The following is a 15346-nucleotide window of genomic DNA, read 5'->3' on the forward strand; positions in this document are numbered from 1 at the left end:
GACGAAGAGCTGCTGGAGCTCGTCGAAATGGAAGTGCGCGAGCTGCTCAGCTCGTACCAGTTCCCGGGCGACGACATCCCGATCACCAAGGGCTCGGCCCTGGCCGCCGTGGAAAACCGCGACGCCAAGATCGGTGAAGAAGCGATCCTGGCGCTGATGGCTTCGGTCGACGCCTACATCCCGCAACCGGAACGTCCGGTTGACCTGCCCTTCCTGATGCCGGTCGAAGACGTGTTCTCGATCTCGGGCCGCGGCACGGTCGTGACCGGTCGTATCGAAAAGGGCATCGTGAAGGTCGGCGAAGAAGTCGAAATCGTCGGCATCCGTCCGGTCCAGAAGACGACCTGCACGGGCGTCGAAATGTTCCGCAAGCTGCTGGACCAAGGTCAAGCCGGCGACAACGTGGGCGTGCTGCTGCGCGGCACCAAGCGTGAAGACGTCGAGCGCGGCCAAGTGCTCTGCAAGCCGGGTTCGATCACCCCGCACACGAAGTTCGTGGCCGAAGCCTACATCCTGAACAAGGAAGAAGGCGGCCGTCACACCCCGTTCTTCACCAACTACCGTCCGCAGTTCTACTTCCGCACGACCGATGTCACCGGCATCATCAAGCTGAAGGAAGGCGTGGAAATGATCATGCCGGGCGACAACGCCGAGCTGGACGTCGAGCTGATCACCCCGATCGCCATGGACCAAGGCCTGCGCTTCGCCATCCGCGAAGGCGGCCGCACCGTCGGCGCCGGCGTCGTGGCCAAGATCGTCGAGTAATCGACCTTCTTCAGCACACGCTGAACTGAACTAAGCGAAGGCCCCGGAGAGCAATCTCGGGGCCTTTTGCTGTCTGGATCCTCCACCGCTAAGGGAGGACCTACTTTGGCGTTCCGGCCTTCACGCGCTCGAACGCGAACCGCTGCCCGTCCGCCTCCGCCGTCCCATGGTCGGGGTCTTGGAACGTCACCACGATGTCCTGCTCGGTGATGAAGAAGCTCCGGTCCGAAGCCGGGATCAGCTTGAAGGCCTGGCCCTTGCGGATCTCGATCATCATGGCGGCGCCGGCGTCCCGAATCTCGAAGGTCCCAAGCCCCTTGATCTCGAACGTCCCGCCGAACCGGCGCTGGGCGTCCAGCGGCAGGGGAGCGGCCTTGCGGACGATCGGGCGGTTGTCGGTCCAACCATAGGCGACCGCGACGCCGCGCAGGAGCTCCTGGCCCAGCTGGTAGCCCTGGTCGCCATTGGTCAGGATCACCGCGCCGTCGCCGGTCTCGGGATGGCCGACCAAGGTGGCCTTGTAGCCGGCGTTGGAGCCGTCGTGGAAGAAGGCCAGGGCCTTGCCCTGGCCCGTAACCTTGAAGCCCAGGCCCCAGGATCCTGGACCCGCCGTCAGCATTTCGCGAGCCGTCTTCTCCGACAGCACCTTGCCCCGACCCTTGGCCGCGTCCTGAACCTCGACCACGAAACGCGCCAGGTCGGACGCGCTGGTCCACAAGCCCGCCGCCGCCATCTCGGGATAGATGTGGAAGCCGCCCGGGATCGCCTGACCGGCCTCGTCATGGGCCAGGGCGACGTTGGGCGTCCTGGCGGCCAGGGGTTGGTCGTAGGTGCTGCGGGCCATGCCCAGCGGCGTGAAGAGTCGCGCGCGGGCGATGGTGGGGAAGGGCGCGCCAGCCGCGTCGATCATGGCCAGTTGGGCGATCGTATAGCCGCCGCCGGAATAGCGGTAGGCGACCCCGACCGGCTGTTCGACGCGGACGGCGGCGGTATTGGCGGGCGCCGCGCCGTCCAGAACCTGGAGCACGGTCGGGAGGGGCGTGCCGACGGCATAGCCCGGGAAGCCGTGCACCGTCGTTCCAGCCGTATGCGACAGGAGCCGGCGCAGGGTGACGGGCGAGGCGCGGGTGAAGTCGTTCTCCGGCAGGGTCCAGCTTTTCAGCGCAACGCCGATCGGCGCGTCCAGCGCCAGGGTCCCGTCCTGGACGAGGGCGAGGGCCGCGACCGCCGCGACGGGTTTGCTGACCGAACCGGCTTGGAACAGCGTGTCGGCGTCGACGGGCTTGCCGCCAAGGCTGGTGACGCCATAACCCCGCGCCCAATCCAGCTTGCCGCCGCGCACCACGGCGATGGCGACGCCGGGAACCTTCAGGGACCGCATCTGGTCGTCCAGGCGGCGCGCGCCCGAGCCCTGGCCGTCGACCAGAACGGCGTGCAGCAGGCCCGTCTCGACGGCTTGGCGACGGTCGGTGGCGGGATCGGCGTTGGCCAGAGCCGGCGTTGCCAGCAGCGCGCCCAGCGCCAGGATCGAAAGCTTCATGCGGCGGTCCTCAAAACGACGGCCAAGCTTCGCCTCCGCCTACGCGCTCTGCAACATAAGGATGTGTAACCTCGCTATGTCGCCCACCGGCTTGACGGCTTGACCGGAAAGGCCCAGCACCGAAAGCGGGGTAGGGAGACGGGCGTGAACCTGCGGGCGAAGATCAGCAACAATCCGGCGGCGCGGTATGGTCTGGCGTTGGCGCTGACGGTGTTCGCCGTGCTGCTGCGCTTTGGCCTGGACGCGGTGTTCCCGCCCGGCTTTCCTTATGTGACCTTCTTCCCGGCCATTGTGGTGGCCGTCTATCTGGGCGGCCTGGGCCCTGGCATCCTGTGCGGCACACTGAGCGGGCTCGCAGCCTGGTACTTCTTCATCCCGCCGTTCATGGGCTTCAGCTTCGACCTCTCGGTGCTGGTGGCGCTGGCCTTTTTTGCCTTCGTGGTCGCGGTCGACATCTTCTTCATCGACGGCATGCGCAAGGCGCTGGACCAACTGGAGAGCGAACGCGAGCGGTATCGCGAACTGGCTGACAGCCGCGACCTGCTCTATCGCGAACTGCACCACCGAGTGAGCAATAACCTGCAGGTCGCCGGCGCGCTGCTGCGGCTGCAGGGCCAGGGCGTCACCGACGCCGACGCCCGCCACGCCCTGTCCCAGGCCGGCGAGCGGATCGAGGTCATCGCCCGCATCCAGCGCGAGCTGCACAACCGCACCGGCGATCCCGTGCCCTTCCGCATCTTCGCCGAGGCCCTGCTGGCCAGCGCCGCCGCCGCGGCCGGCGCGCGGGTGCGCCTGACGATCGAGGGTGGCGAGCAGCCCCTGCACCCCGACCAGGCCACGCCCGTGACCCTGGTCATGCTGGAGAGCTTCAACAACGCCCTGGAGCACGGCTTCGGCGAGGCTGGAGACGGCGAGGTGCGGGTGGTGCTGGACCAGTCGGGGCTGACCCACCTGTTGACCGTCAGCAATGACGGCGCCGCGCCGCCGGCGGGCTTTGATCCGGCGACCTCCAAGAGCCTGGGCCTGCGCATCGTCCGCGCCATGGCCCAGCAGCTGGTCGGTAAGTTCGAGATGGCGCGTGAGGACGAGTGGACGGTGTGCCGGCTGAGCTACGCGCCGAAGCGGGACTAGAGCGTCAGCCGGTAAAAGCGCGTGTCCACCGCCATGCGTGGGAAGGTCTCGGGCAGGCTCTCGGCCTCGACCAACTGGAAGCCGTTCTTTTCGTAGAACCGGTGGGCCGCCTTGAAGGCCTCGGTCGTGCCCAGCCAGACCGTCGAAACGCCGTGCTCTCGCGCATGGGCCAAGGCGGTGTCGAGCAGGGCCTGGGCGGCGCCGATCGCGCCGCGCGCCACCGGCTTCACGAACATCTTGCGCAGGGCCACGGCGCCGTCGCCGATGTCCTTGAGCGCAATCGTGCCGACCGCTTCCCCGTCCAGCTGGGCGAGCCAGAACTGGCCCGCGCCGACCTGGTACCAGGCTGGAATATCGGCGAGGTCGGGTTGGTCGGCGGCGGTGATCGAGAAGCCGAACTCTTCCCTCTGAATGGGCAGGATCACCCCGACGACGGCGTCTTCGTCGCCGGGGTGAAAGGGCCTGAGGATCACGCTACAGCCGGTCGACCGGAACCGCCTGGCCATTGCTGGCCTCGCGCGGGGTGGTCAGGCGGGCCAGCTTGGGCTTCAGCCACATCTCGATGTCGTCGACGATCTCGTAGACCACCGGCACCAGCACCAGCGACAGCACGGTCGAGGTGATCAGGCCGCCGATCACGGCCACGGCCATGGGCTGGCGGAACTCCGAGCCGGTGCCGATGCCCAGCGCGGTGGGCAGCATGCCGGCCATCATGGCCAGGGTGGTCATGACGATCGGGCGGGCCCGTTCGTGGCAGGCGTCGACGATGGCGTCGCGCTGGCTCATGCCGGCCCGCTCCTGCTCGATGGCGTATTCGACCAGCAGGATCGAGTTCTTGGCCGCCAGGCCCATCAGCATCAGGAAGCCGATCAGCGACGGCATCGACAGCGACTGGCCGGTGACCAGCAGGGCCAGGAACGCGCCGCCGATCGCCAGCGGCAGGGCCGACAGGATGGTGATCGGCTTGAAGAAGCTGCGGAACAGCAGGATCAGCACGCCAAACACCAGGCCCACGGCCGAGAGCAGCGCGACGGCGAAGCCGGTGAACAGCTCGACGAAGGCCTCCTGGTCGCCGGCCGTGGCCGGTGCGACGCCGGCGGGCAGCTTCTTCATGGTCGGCAGGTTGCCGACGTCCGTTATCGCCTGGCCGAGCTGCGCGCCGTTGTTGAGGTCGGCCTCGATGGTCAGCTGACGCTTGCGAGCGAAGCGGTCGATCTTGGCCGGGCCGGCCTGGAACGACAGGTCGGCCACGCTGTCCAATCGTGTTGTCCCGCCGCTGGCGGTGGGCACGCGCAGGCCGCCCAGGGCCTGGAGGTCGGCGCGGGTCTCGGCGGGCAGGCGCACGCGGATCGGGATCCGGCGCTCGCCCTGGGTCATCTTGGCGACGTTGGCGTCGATATCGCCGACCGTGGCCACGCGGGCGATGGCGGCGATGTCGGCGGCGCTGACGCCCAGGCGGGCGGCCTCGTCGGCCCGCGGGCGGATGACGATCTCCGGACCGCTAGGTGGAGAGGAGGGACGCGGGTCGGCGACGGTGGAGAGGCCGCGCATCTCACGCTCGACCTGGGCGGCCGTGCGCTCGAGCAGGGGACCGTCCTCGGCGGTCAGGATGGTCTGGACGTCCGAGGTGCCCCAGTCGCCCAGCAGGTTGACCCGGGCGTCGGGAACCTGGCGCAGGCTGTCGCGGACGACCTGCTTGATCTCGGTCACGGTCAGGTCGCGATCGCCGTTCAGCACGATGGTGATGGTGGCGTCACGGATGTCGGCCCCGCTCTGGCCGCCCCAGCCGCTGCCGATGTTCGATCCGACCTGGGCGAAGACGTGGGCCGTCTCCGGACGCTTGCGGAACAGGGTGGTCACCGACTGGACGGTGCGCTCCATGTCGGCCGTGGTCGCGCCGGGCGGGCCCTGGACCTTCAGATAGTAGAAGTTGGCGTTGGCGGCCGGTTGGAAGGCCGTGGGAATGAACGGCACCAGGGCGAACGAGCCGATCAGGATCAGGGTGCCGATGATGATCGCCAGGATCCGGTGGTCCAGCGACCAGTCCAGCACGTTGCGATAGAAGCCCTTGAACTCGGGGCGGGCGTGAGCCTGCTTGGCCGGCTTGAGGAAATAGGCGGCCAGCAGCGGGGTCAGCAGGCGGGCGACCACCAGCGAGAACAGCACCGCCACGGCGACGGTCAGGCCGAACTCCTTGAAGAACTGGCCGGGCGTGCCGGGCATATACGAGACGGGCACGAACACCGCGACGATGGTGAAGGTGGTGGCCACGACAGCCAGGCCGATGGCGTCCGCGCCCTCCATCGCCGCCTGGAACGGCCTCTGGCCACGGGCGACGCGTTTCTCGATGTTCTCGATCTCGACCACAGCGTCGTCGACCAGGATGCCGATGACCAGGGTCAGGGCCAGCAGGGTCACGACGTTCAGCGAGAAGCCCATCACCGCCATGAAGGCGAAGGTGGGGACCAGCGACACCGGCATGGCGATGGCGGTGATCAGCGTGGCGCGCCACTCGCGCAGGAACAGGAACACCACCAGCGAGGCCAGCAGCATGCCTTCCAGCAGGGTGTGTTCGGTGGCCGCGAAGCTGGCGCGGGTCTCGTCGACGGTCGAGAAGATCTTCACGAACTTCACGCCCGGCTGCTTGGCCTCCAGGGCGTCGATGGCGCCCTTGACGTTGTCCTCGACGGCGACGTCGCTGCTGTCGCGGGTCTTCATCACCTGGAAGGCGACGACGTTCTTGCCGTCCAGGCGGGCGAAGCCGCGCTGTTCTTCCGAGCCCTGGCCCACCTCGGCCACGTCGGTCAGCTTCACATAGCGGTTGCCGCCGATCGGGATGGTGATCTGTCGCAGCTGCTCGACCGTGGTCGCCGCGCCCAGCACCCGCAGGGTCTGTTCACGGCCACCGATCTTGGCGCGGCCGCCGGGAGCGTCGACGCTGAAATTGGCCAGGGCCTGGTTCAGCTGCGGCGCCGTCACGCCGAACGAGGCCATGCGGTCGGGATTGATGACGACGTTGATCTCGCGATCCACGCCGCCGACGCGCGCGACCTGGGCCACGCCCCGCTCGCCCTGCAGGGCGCGGGTGACGGTGTCGTCGATGAACCACGACAGCTCGGTCGAACTCATGTTCGGGGCCGAGACGGCGTAGGTGATGATCGGGGCGCTGGTGATTTCCAGGCGCTGGACGATCGGCTCATCCACTTCCCGGGGTAGGATCGAGCGGGTCTGGTCGACCTTGGAGCGCACCTCGTCGGTGACCTTCTGCAGGTCCTCGCCGAGGTTGAACTCGATCGTCGTGGTCGAGGCGCCCTGGACCACCGAGGACCTGATGGTCTTGACGTTGGAGATGCCGGCCACCGCGTCCTCGATCGGACGGGTGACCTGGGTTTCCATTTCCCCCGGCGCGGCGCCGCTCTGGGTGACCGTCACGGTCACGGCGGGGAACTCGACGTTCGGGAACTGTTTGATCGGCAGGGTCAGGTAGCAGCCGATGCCGGCGATCATCAGCGCCAGGAACAGCACCGCGACCGGGATCGGGTTCTTGATCGCCCACGCCGAGATCTTCAGCTCGCCGGTCTTTTCACCGGCCTTGTGTTCGCTAGCCATCAGCGGGCGGCCTGGTTAGTCGCGGGGCGAATGGTGTCGCCGTCGGCCACGAACGAGGCGCCGCCCAGAACCACGCGCGTGCCGGCGGGCGGACCCTGGACCAGCTGAGCCCAGCCGCCGCCCTTCTGGCCGACCTTGATGGCGACCTGGTGAGCGCGGTTGTTGCCGTCGACGGTCATCACCGAAAGGCCGTCGGCCTCGTAGCGGATGGCCGATTCCGGGATGGCGGTGACCGGCGCGCCCGAGGCCCCGAAGGTGGCGCGGCCAAAGCCGCCGGGGCGCAGGTCGGGACGCACGGGCAGGCGCACGCGCACCTTGCCCAGGCGGTTGGCGCTGTCGACGCGCGGGCTGACCAGGCGCACGACGCCCGAGATGGACTGGCCGCCGGGCAGGCTGACCTGGGCGCCCTGGCCTTCGCGGATGCCCGACAGGTCGGCTTCGTTGACCTCGGCGTCCAGCTCGACCAGGCCGTCGCGGGCGATGGTGAACCACGGCGTCGTGCCGCCACCGGCGATCTGGCCGGGCTGCACGCCGCGCGACAGCACCCGGCCGCTGACCGGCGAAGTGATGGTCATGCGCGAGGCGCGGGTGCGCAGTTCCTTCAGCGCCGCTTCCTGGGCTTTCGCCTGGTAACGGCGGGTCTCGATCTGCTCCTGGGACAGGATGCCTTGACCATCGAGGCCGGCGACGCGCTTGGCCTCGGCCTGGGACTGGGCGGTGACGGCCGCCTGCTGCTCGACCTGGGCCCGCAGCAGGGTGTCGTCCAGCTGGACCAGTGGCTGGCCGGCGCGGACCCAGTCGCCTTCGTCGGCATAGAGGCGCGCGACGCGGTAGCCGGTCAGCTCCGAGCCGACGGCGGCCTCCTCGCGGGAGACTAGCAGGCCCGAGGCCTCGACCCCGCCGCCCAGCGGCCGGGTCTCGACGCTGCCGACGCTGACCGTGCGCGCCTGGGCGGCGGCCGCGGCGGGCTTCTTGTCGGCGTCCTTCTTGCCGCCACAGGCGGTCAGACCCACGGTGCTGCAGACCAGGGCGGTGGCGATCAGGTAACGGGTCGTCATCGGTTCGGGTCTCATTGCGCAGAAGGCTTTTGGGGAATGCTCTGCGGCGACCAACCGCCGCCGAGCGCCTTGTAGGTCTGGACGGCGCGTTGCAGCGCCTGGGTCCGGGCCCCGGTCAGGGCCGTGCGGGCGTTGCGCCAGGTCTGTTCGGCCTGGAGGGTCGTGGTCAGGTCGGTGAGGCCGGCGCCATAACCCTTGCGGCTGGCCTCGTAGGCCGAGGCGGCGCGGCGTTCGCCGGCGGCCAGCAGGGTCACGCGGCGCTCGTCGGCGGCCTGCTGGACCAGGGCGTTCTCTGTCTCGCCGAACGCCGTCTGGACCGTCTTTTCGTAGGTCACGGCGGCCTGCTCGACGCGGGCGTTCTCGGCCTTGATGTCGGCCATCAGCCTGGGGATGTTCAGGATCGGGATCGACAGGTCCGCGCCGATCGACCAGGCCGAGCTGGTGGTCGACTGGGTCGAGCCGGGCGCCAGGAAGCTGGGGCTGATCTGCTTGGTGATCCCGAGGCCCGGCGTCAGGGTCAGGGTCGGGAACAGGGCCAGCTCGCTGATGTTCAGATTGCCCGAGGCCGAGGCCAGGCGGGCGGCGGCTTCGCGCACGTCAGGGCGGCGGGCCAGCAGTTCGGCGGGCGCGGAGGCCGGGACGGGCGGGGCCGTGGCCAGCACCGGCTCGACCGGCAGGCTGGCCAGGGGATCGACGCCCTTGCCGACCAGGATCAGCAGGCTGCGGCGGGCGGCCTGCAGCTGGGCCTCGACCTGGGCGACCTGGGCTTGAGCTTGAGCCAGGTCGGCGGCGGTGCGATCGCCTTCCGACGTGGCCGACAGCCCGCGGCGGCCCTTCTCGTCCGAGACCTTGAACAGGTTCTCGGCGATGGTCGCATTGGCGCGGGCGTCTTCCAGCTGCACGGCGTAGCCGCGGGCTTCGAAATAGGACTGGGCGACATTGGCGGCCAGGGCCGCGCGGGCGCCCTCATACGAGAAGCGGGCGGCGGCCAGGTCGTTGTCGACCACCCGGCGGGCGGCGCCGCGACGGCCGATCAGATCCAGCTCCCACGAGACGTCGAAATTGGCGGCGTAGGTCTTGGTCACTCCGCCCAGGGTGAAACCGCCGGTGCCGCTCTGGTCGATGATGTCGGTGTCGGTCCGCTTGGCCGAGCCGGTCAGCGGCGTCTGCGGGATGTAGATCTGCCGGATCTGGCTGCTGCGCACGGCGCGCGCCTCTTCCAGCTTGGCGGCGGCCATGCGGGTGTCCGGAGCTTTCTCCAGCGCGGTCGTGACCAGATCATTCAAGACCGGGTCGTTGAAGGCGGTCCACCATTGATCCAGCGCCTGGGAAGCCAAGGGCGCGCCGGCAGGCGCCTCATAGGCATTGGGCAGCTTCACGTCGACCTGACGCGCGGGCGTGGTGCAGGCCGTCAGGCCAGCGCCCGCGAGCACGATAAGCACGGCAGGGGACAAGCCAGAAGGCCGGCCTGGACGCCGCAGGGCGCCGGTCTTGGCAAGACGCATAAAAATTCCAACCCGAATATTCCCGCCCAATTGGACGGCTTGGCGACCAATGGTTTCCCACTTAGGGGCCCGACCCCCGCAGGAAAACCCCCCGTCGAACGCTTTAGCGAAGCTTATGTTGCGATGCACCCATCATTCCTGATCAGTGATCCCATACCTGTCAGCAGTGCGACGTGGTGACGCGGGCCTTGTAGCCTGATTGTTGCGGCGGTTGACGGCGCTACAAAACATACCGCATCATCGAAACAGATGTTCGATCTTATTGATCGGCATCCGTCCCGGTTGCAAAACCTGGGCAGTATGCGTGGCTTTTCAAGCGTCCGACCCCGGGGGAACCAAGGTTTGTCGGCTCCAGAAGGCGCATCGCCAAGTTTCGAAAACGAACGCTCCTCGCAGCGTGTGGCTCCGGCCGCGCGCGTGCGGACGCGTGGATTTGGGAGAGCGCCGCCCCGCTGACCGTCCCTGGTCGCTCCAAGACGAGCCGCCAGTTCAAAAAATAATCGAGGGAGGGAAAACCAATGAAACGAACCAGCTTCCTGCGCGGGGGCTCGTGCCTCGCGCTGGCCATGTCGCTAGCCAGCGGGGCGGCCTATGCTCAACAGCGTAACGACGCCCCGGTCGAGGTCGAGGAGGTCGTCGTCACCGGCTCGTTCATTCGGGGCACGCCCGAGGACGCGGCCCTGCCGGTCGACGTGATCGGCGCCGAGGAGCTGCAGAAGCGCGGCTCGCCCTCCACCGTCGAGCTCCTGAAGGCCCTGTCGATCTCCAACGGCGTGCTGGGCGACACCAACCAGTTTGACAGCCGCGCCCAGGGCTCCGAAGGCTCGGGCTCGGTCAACCTGCGGGGCCTGGGCTCGCAGCGCACCCTGGTGCTGCTGAACGGCCGCCGCCTGGCCATCAACCCGTTCGGCGCGGCGGGGGCCGGCATCGTCGACACCAACATCATTCCCGCCGCCGCGATCGGCCGCCTGGAAGTGCTGAAGGACGGCGCGGCCGCCACCTATGGCTCGGACGCGATCGCCGGGGTCGTCAACTTCATCACCAAGAAGAACTTCGAAGGCCTGGAAGCGGCCGCCGACTACCGCCACATCGACGGCTCGAAGGGCGACTACGGCGGCAGCCTGACCTGGGGCAAGACCTGGGACAACGGCAACGTCCTGGCCAGCCTGGGCTGGCAGCACCGCTCCAAGCTTTCGGTCGCCGACCGCGATTGGGCCAATCAGCCTTATCTGTCGAACCCCGAAGCCGGCTGGTCGGCCGCCGGCAATCCGTCGACCTTCATCCCCCTGGCCAGCACGACCAGCGGCATGCGCGACCCGGCCTGCGCGGGCCTGGGCGGCTTCCCCGGCTTCAGCGGCCTGACCCCGGTCTGCTACTGGCACTACACGCCGTTCGACAACCTGGTCGAAAAGTCCAACGCGGTGCAGGCCTATGCCGAGATCAACACCGATCTGTCGGCCAAGACCAAGTTCCACGCCGAGGTGCTGTACGCCCATACGGACGTGCCGGACTGGAACACCTCGCCCTCCTACGCCGCCCTGGCCGTGCCGACGGCCGAAGTCGCGCCCAGCGCCGCCCTGGCCGGCCGCTACTATGTGCCGGCGACCAATCCTGGCCTGCTGGCCTTCATCGCCGCCAATCCGACGGTGCAGCTGACCAACCTGGCCACCGGCGCGACCACCACCGCGCCCGGCGCGATCTTCGGGTTCGGCGCGCTGAACGCCGCCAACCGGCCTTTCGGCATCGGCGGCAATCCCAAGTTCGGCTACGGCCCGTCGATCGGTTCGCGTTCGTTCGACGCCTTCCGCGTCTCGGCCGACCTATCCGGTGAATTCGAGAACGGCATCGGCTGGGACGTCGCCCTGACCTATTCGCAGGAAGTGGGCATCCGCACCGGCTACGACACGCTGGTCAATCGGTTCGCGCTGGCCCTGCAAGGCCTGGGCGGTCCGCTATGCGACAGCAATCCGTCGCTGCCCGGCATCCAGGGCACGGCCGGCGTCGGCCAGTGCATGTATTACAACCCCTTCGCCAGCGCGATCCCCAGCAACGCCATCACCGGCGTGGCCAATCCGGCCTACAATTCGGCCCTGGCCAACAACAAGGACCTGGTCGACTGGTTCTTCAAGAAGCTGTCGACCAAGCAGTCCTCGCGCCTGTTCGTCGGCGAGGCGGTGCTGAACGGCAAGACCAGCATCACCCTGCCGGGCGGCGACGTCGCCTGGGCCGCCGGCGTCCAATACCGCCGCACCTACTTCAAGGCCGACTACAACGACATCAGCAACGCCGCGATCAATCCGTGCGTGAACACGCCCGACTTCGGGGTGACCACCTGCACCGGCTCGCAGCGCAACGGGCCCTTCATGTTCCTGGGCGTCGGCAACGAGGCCGATAACCAGAGCGACGTGATGGCCGGCTTCGGCGAGCTGTCGGTGCCGATCACCGAGGACTTCCAGGCCCAGTTCGCCGCCCGCTACGAGAAGTACGGCAATGGGATCGGTTCGACCTTCAATCCCAAGGCCTCGCTGCGCTGGCAGGCCCTGCCGTGGATGGCCCTGCGCGCCTCGGCCGGCTCGACCTTCCGCGGGCCGCCGGATCCGCTGACCACCACGACGTCGGTGACCTCGCTGCAGGGCATCCTGGGCGTGTTCCGCGCCGTCGACATCTTCGGCAATCCGAACCTCAAGCCGGAAAAGGCCAAGACCTACAACTTCGGCCTGCTGTTCAACGTCGATGCGTTCAAGGCCAGCATCGATTACTTCGCCTTCGATTTCAAAAACCCGATCGTGGCCGAGCCGGTGGCGGGCATGGTCGCATCGCTGTATCCGAACGGGGCGGCGGGCGCGAACAACTGCGCCGATCCGGCCTATGCGGCGCTGGTTGCGCGCTTCACCTTCAACGGGTCGTGCGCCACCCCGACCACCAGCATCGCCCGCCTGCGCACCAATTACATCAACGGCGCGCCGGTGAAGAACTCGGGCTTCGACTTCTCGGCCGAGTATCGGTTCAAGGACGTGGTCGGCGGCGACCTGACCTTCGGCGGCAACGCGACCTACATCCGCAAGTACAGCGTCGGCGCCACCCAGGTGGCGGGCATCACCGTCGAGAAGGCTTTCGACGCCGTCGGCCTGCTGAACTACCAGACCACGGTCGTGCCGATCCACAAGTGGAAGGGCGACGTCTTCGCCGAATACAACATGGGCCCTCATAACCTGCGCCTGTCGGTCCATTATATCGGCGGCTACACCGACCAGCGCGTCGCGCCGTTCGCGGCCAACGCCTACAAGGACACCACGGGCGCGGGCGTGACGGTCAACGCCGGCAAGAAGATCGAGAAGCAGATCCTCACCGACCTGGCCTATCGCGTCTTCCTGCCCTGGGACACGACGGCGACCCTGGCGATCACCAACCTGTTCGACAAGGATCCGTCCTACGCCCGCCTGGACCTGGGCTACGACCCGTTCACCGGCGATCCGCTGGGCCGCACCTACAAGGTGGGCCTGCGCAAGAAGTTCTAGTTTCCTCCGCGTCTGTGGGACTTGCGGCGCGTCCTCCCCCAGGACGCGCCGTCTTCTTGTGAAAAGGGTTGGCGGCTGACCGGTCCGGCCTCTAGCGTGCGTGGCGCAACCTGAGGTTTTTCGATGTTCCGCGTCCTGTTCCTGATCGCCGGCTTGGCGATCGGTCTTGCGTCTCCCGCCCTGGCCGCGCCGTGCGTCGAGGGCGCCGCCGACGCCAGGGGTGTTGGCCTGACCGATCCCGCCGGCCCGTCGATCTTGGCGGCGCAGAGCCTGTGGACCGGGGTGCTGCTCAAGCAGAACCTCCCCGACCAACTCAAACGCGCCGCCAAGGGCTGCGAGCGCGGAACGTTCCAAGCGGGAACCAAGGCCTATACGCTGCGCGGCGACAGCAACGAGGCGATCGTGGCCCGCGTCGCGGCCACCCCCTCCAAGAAGGATCCGATCGGCTACCTGACCCCGGTTCCCGACCTGGTCGCCGCCATGACCGCCGGCCACACGGGGCCGCCGCCGATCCTGGGCTTCGCCCTGGTCACCCTGGACGGCGAGGTCCACACGACCTGGCGCCTCTACGACAAGATACCGAGCGACGCCGTGCTGCTCACCGACTTCGCTCTGGTGTTGGCAGGGCAGGGCCAGCCGCTGATGCGCTGGCGAGGCGGCAAGGTCGAGATCATCGTGCCCAAGAGCTAGGCGCGCCAAGGCGAAATCCGATCGGCGGCGCAAAGCGCTTGCCAAGCTGGCGATCCTGCGACCTCATGGGTGTTATGTTATAACCCTCGCGAGATCGCCCCGAGATGGCCGCCACGCCGACCCGTCGTCACCTGCTGAAATCCGTCGCCGGCGCCCCGGCGTTGCTGACCGCGCCCGCCATGGCGGCGAGCGCTGGGCCGGTGGTCCTGCGGCCCGGCTCGATCCCCGTCGCCGACCTGCCCAGGCACTACGACGTCACGCCGGGCGTCCATAACCTGGAGGCGGGCTACTGGAGCATGATGCCGCGCGTGGTCGCCGACGACTACGCCAAGCACGTCGCGGCGGTGAACAGCGCCAACGCCGTCTGGGCGCGCAACGTGCTGCCGGGCGGCGAGGGCTGGACCTCGACCTTCAAGGCCGCCCAGGCCGCCATCGCCCGCCAGATGGGCTGCGCGCCCGAGGAGATCGCCGTCACCCGCAGCGGGGCCGACGCCCTGCAGATGCTGATCTGCAACTACAAGCCGCTGAAGCCCGGCGACGCGGTCATCCACTGCGACCTCGACTATGACGCGATGATCGCGGCCATGAGCTGGCTGGGATCGCACCGCGGCGCCAAGGTCGTGACCTTCGCCATGCCCGAGCCGGCCACCACCGCCAACATCCTGGCCGCCTATGAGGACGTGCTGAAGAAGACGCCGGAGGCCAAGCTGCTGCTGGTCACCCAGATCTCCAACCGCACCGGCCTGGTCACCCCGGTGCGCGAGATCGTCGCCATGGCCCGGGCGCGCGGCGTGGACACCATCGTCGACGCCGCCCACGGCGTGGCGCTGCTGGACTTCCAGGTGGAGGACCTGGGCGCGGACTTCGTCGGCTGGTCGGTGCACAAGTGGACCTCGGCCCCGCTGGGCACGGGCGCGATGTACATCCGCAAGAGCCGCCTGGCCGATATCGACATCGCCTTCGGCAGCACCGTGCCGGCCGACGACATCTATGCCCGCGTGCCGCCGGGCACGGTGAACTTCCCGGGGGTGGCGACGATCCCGATCGCCGTGGATTTCCACTTCGCGGTGGGCGCGGCGGCCAAGGAAAAGCACATGCGGGCCTTGCGGGACCGCTGGGTGAACGGGGTGCGTGACCTGGCCAATGTCGAGATCTGCGTGCCCGACGATCCGGCGCGCTACTGCGCGATCACCAGCTTCCGGCTCAAGGGCATGGATACCGACGACAAGGCCCGGCAGGTCCAGCGCGTGCTGTTCGAGCGCCACCACATCCTCACCGTCTGGCGCACCGGCATCAAGAATGGGCCGGCGATCCGGGTCACGCCGGGGTTCTACAGCACGGAGGCGGACGTCGACGCCTTGGCCAAGGCGCTGAGAGCCGAGCACAAGATGTTCGCCTGAGCCGGTCGTGGCGGCGCAATCACAGTTGAATCAACAGCTGTTCGGCGGAGGCTTCTGCAGTTGAGCCCGGCCGGATCTCCCGCGAACCCAGCCCTGTGGCGGTCGGTGGGCGGATTATGACTGATCAGCG

8 protein-coding genes and 2 pseudogenes are annotated in these 15346 nt (G+C 68.3%); 5 read left to right on the plus strand and 5 right to left on the minus strand.

Translation table 11 applies throughout. From position 1 onward, the window contains the following. Positions 1-765: elongation factor Tu (locus tag AC1RR5_RS07345; protein ID WP_492920581.1), on the plus strand; the 765-nt coding region annotated here is incomplete at its 5' end. Positions 766-865: 100 nt separating this feature from the next. Here AC1RR5_RS07345 and AC1RR5_RS07350 read toward each other — a convergent pair. After that, positions 866-2305, minus strand: a complete 1440-nt coding sequence (locus tag AC1RR5_RS07350) for a serine hydrolase domain-containing protein (protein WP_492920582.1) — start codon at positions 2303-2305, stop codon at positions 866-868. A 144-nt stretch (positions 2306-2449) separates the two neighbouring features. Here AC1RR5_RS07350 and AC1RR5_RS07355 point away from each other — a divergent pair, with 144 nt between their 5' ends. Beyond that, positions 2450-3436 (plus strand): sensor histidine kinase, encoded by a 987-nt coding sequence (locus AC1RR5_RS07355; protein ID WP_492920583.1) that lies wholly within the window; start codon positions 2450-2452, stop codon positions 3434-3436. Here the strand turns inward: AC1RR5_RS07355 and AC1RR5_RS07360 are convergent. Genes AC1RR5_RS07360 through AC1RR5_RS07375 form a run of 4 tightly spaced genes read right to left on the minus strand, consistent with a single transcriptional unit; the run spans position 3433 to position 9608 of the window. Beyond that, complete coding sequence (locus AC1RR5_RS07360) at positions 3433-3909, minus strand: GNAT family N-acetyltransferase (RefSeq protein ID WP_492920584.1); 477 nt, start codon at positions 3907-3909, stop codon at positions 3433-3435. The two genes, AC1RR5_RS07355 and AC1RR5_RS07360, sit on opposite strands and share 4 nt — an antisense overlap. 1 nt (position 3910) lies before the next feature. Next, positions 3911-7045: an efflux RND transporter permease subunit gene (locus AC1RR5_RS07365; protein ID WP_492920586.1), complete on the minus strand. Its 3135-nt coding sequence runs from the start codon at positions 7043-7045 to the stop codon at positions 3911-3913. Next, the gene (locus AC1RR5_RS07370) at positions 7045-8118 is read right to left on the minus strand and encodes an efflux RND transporter periplasmic adaptor subunit (protein ID WP_492920587.1); all 1074 of its coding nucleotides are present in this window, start codon (positions 8116-8118) and stop codon (positions 7045-7047) included. The genes AC1RR5_RS07365 and AC1RR5_RS07370 overlap by 1 nt, the downstream gene beginning before the upstream one ends. Further along, the gene (locus tag AC1RR5_RS07375) at positions 8115-9608 is read right to left on the minus strand and encodes an efflux transporter outer membrane subunit (protein WP_492920589.1); all 1494 of its coding nucleotides are present in this window, start codon (positions 9606-9608) and stop codon (positions 8115-8117) included. Before AC1RR5_RS07375 ends, AC1RR5_RS07370 begins: the two co-directional genes overlap by 4 nt. A 439-nt stretch (positions 9609-10047) precedes the next feature. On the opposite strand from AC1RR5_RS07375, the pseudogene AC1RR5_RS07380 reads away from it, so the two are divergent. From AC1RR5_RS07380 to AC1RR5_RS07390, 3 genes and pseudogenes are all read left to right on the plus strand, one after another. Further along, positions 10048-13126: pseudogene (locus AC1RR5_RS07380) on the plus strand (TonB-dependent receptor domain-containing protein); the annotation flags it as partial. A gap of 123 nt (positions 13127-13249) precedes the next feature. Beyond that, entirely contained in the window at positions 13250-13816 is a 567-nt protein-coding gene (locus tag AC1RR5_RS07385) for a hypothetical protein (protein ID WP_492920590.1), read from the plus strand. Positions 13817-13929: 113 nt separating this feature from the next. After that, positions 13930-15216: pseudogene (locus AC1RR5_RS07390) on the plus strand (aminotransferase class V-fold PLP-dependent enzyme); the annotation flags it as partial. Between the last annotated feature and the right edge of the window lie 130 nt (positions 15217-15346).

The sequence above is a fragment of the Caulobacter sp. GW821-FHT11E11 genome (assembly GCF_058808315.1).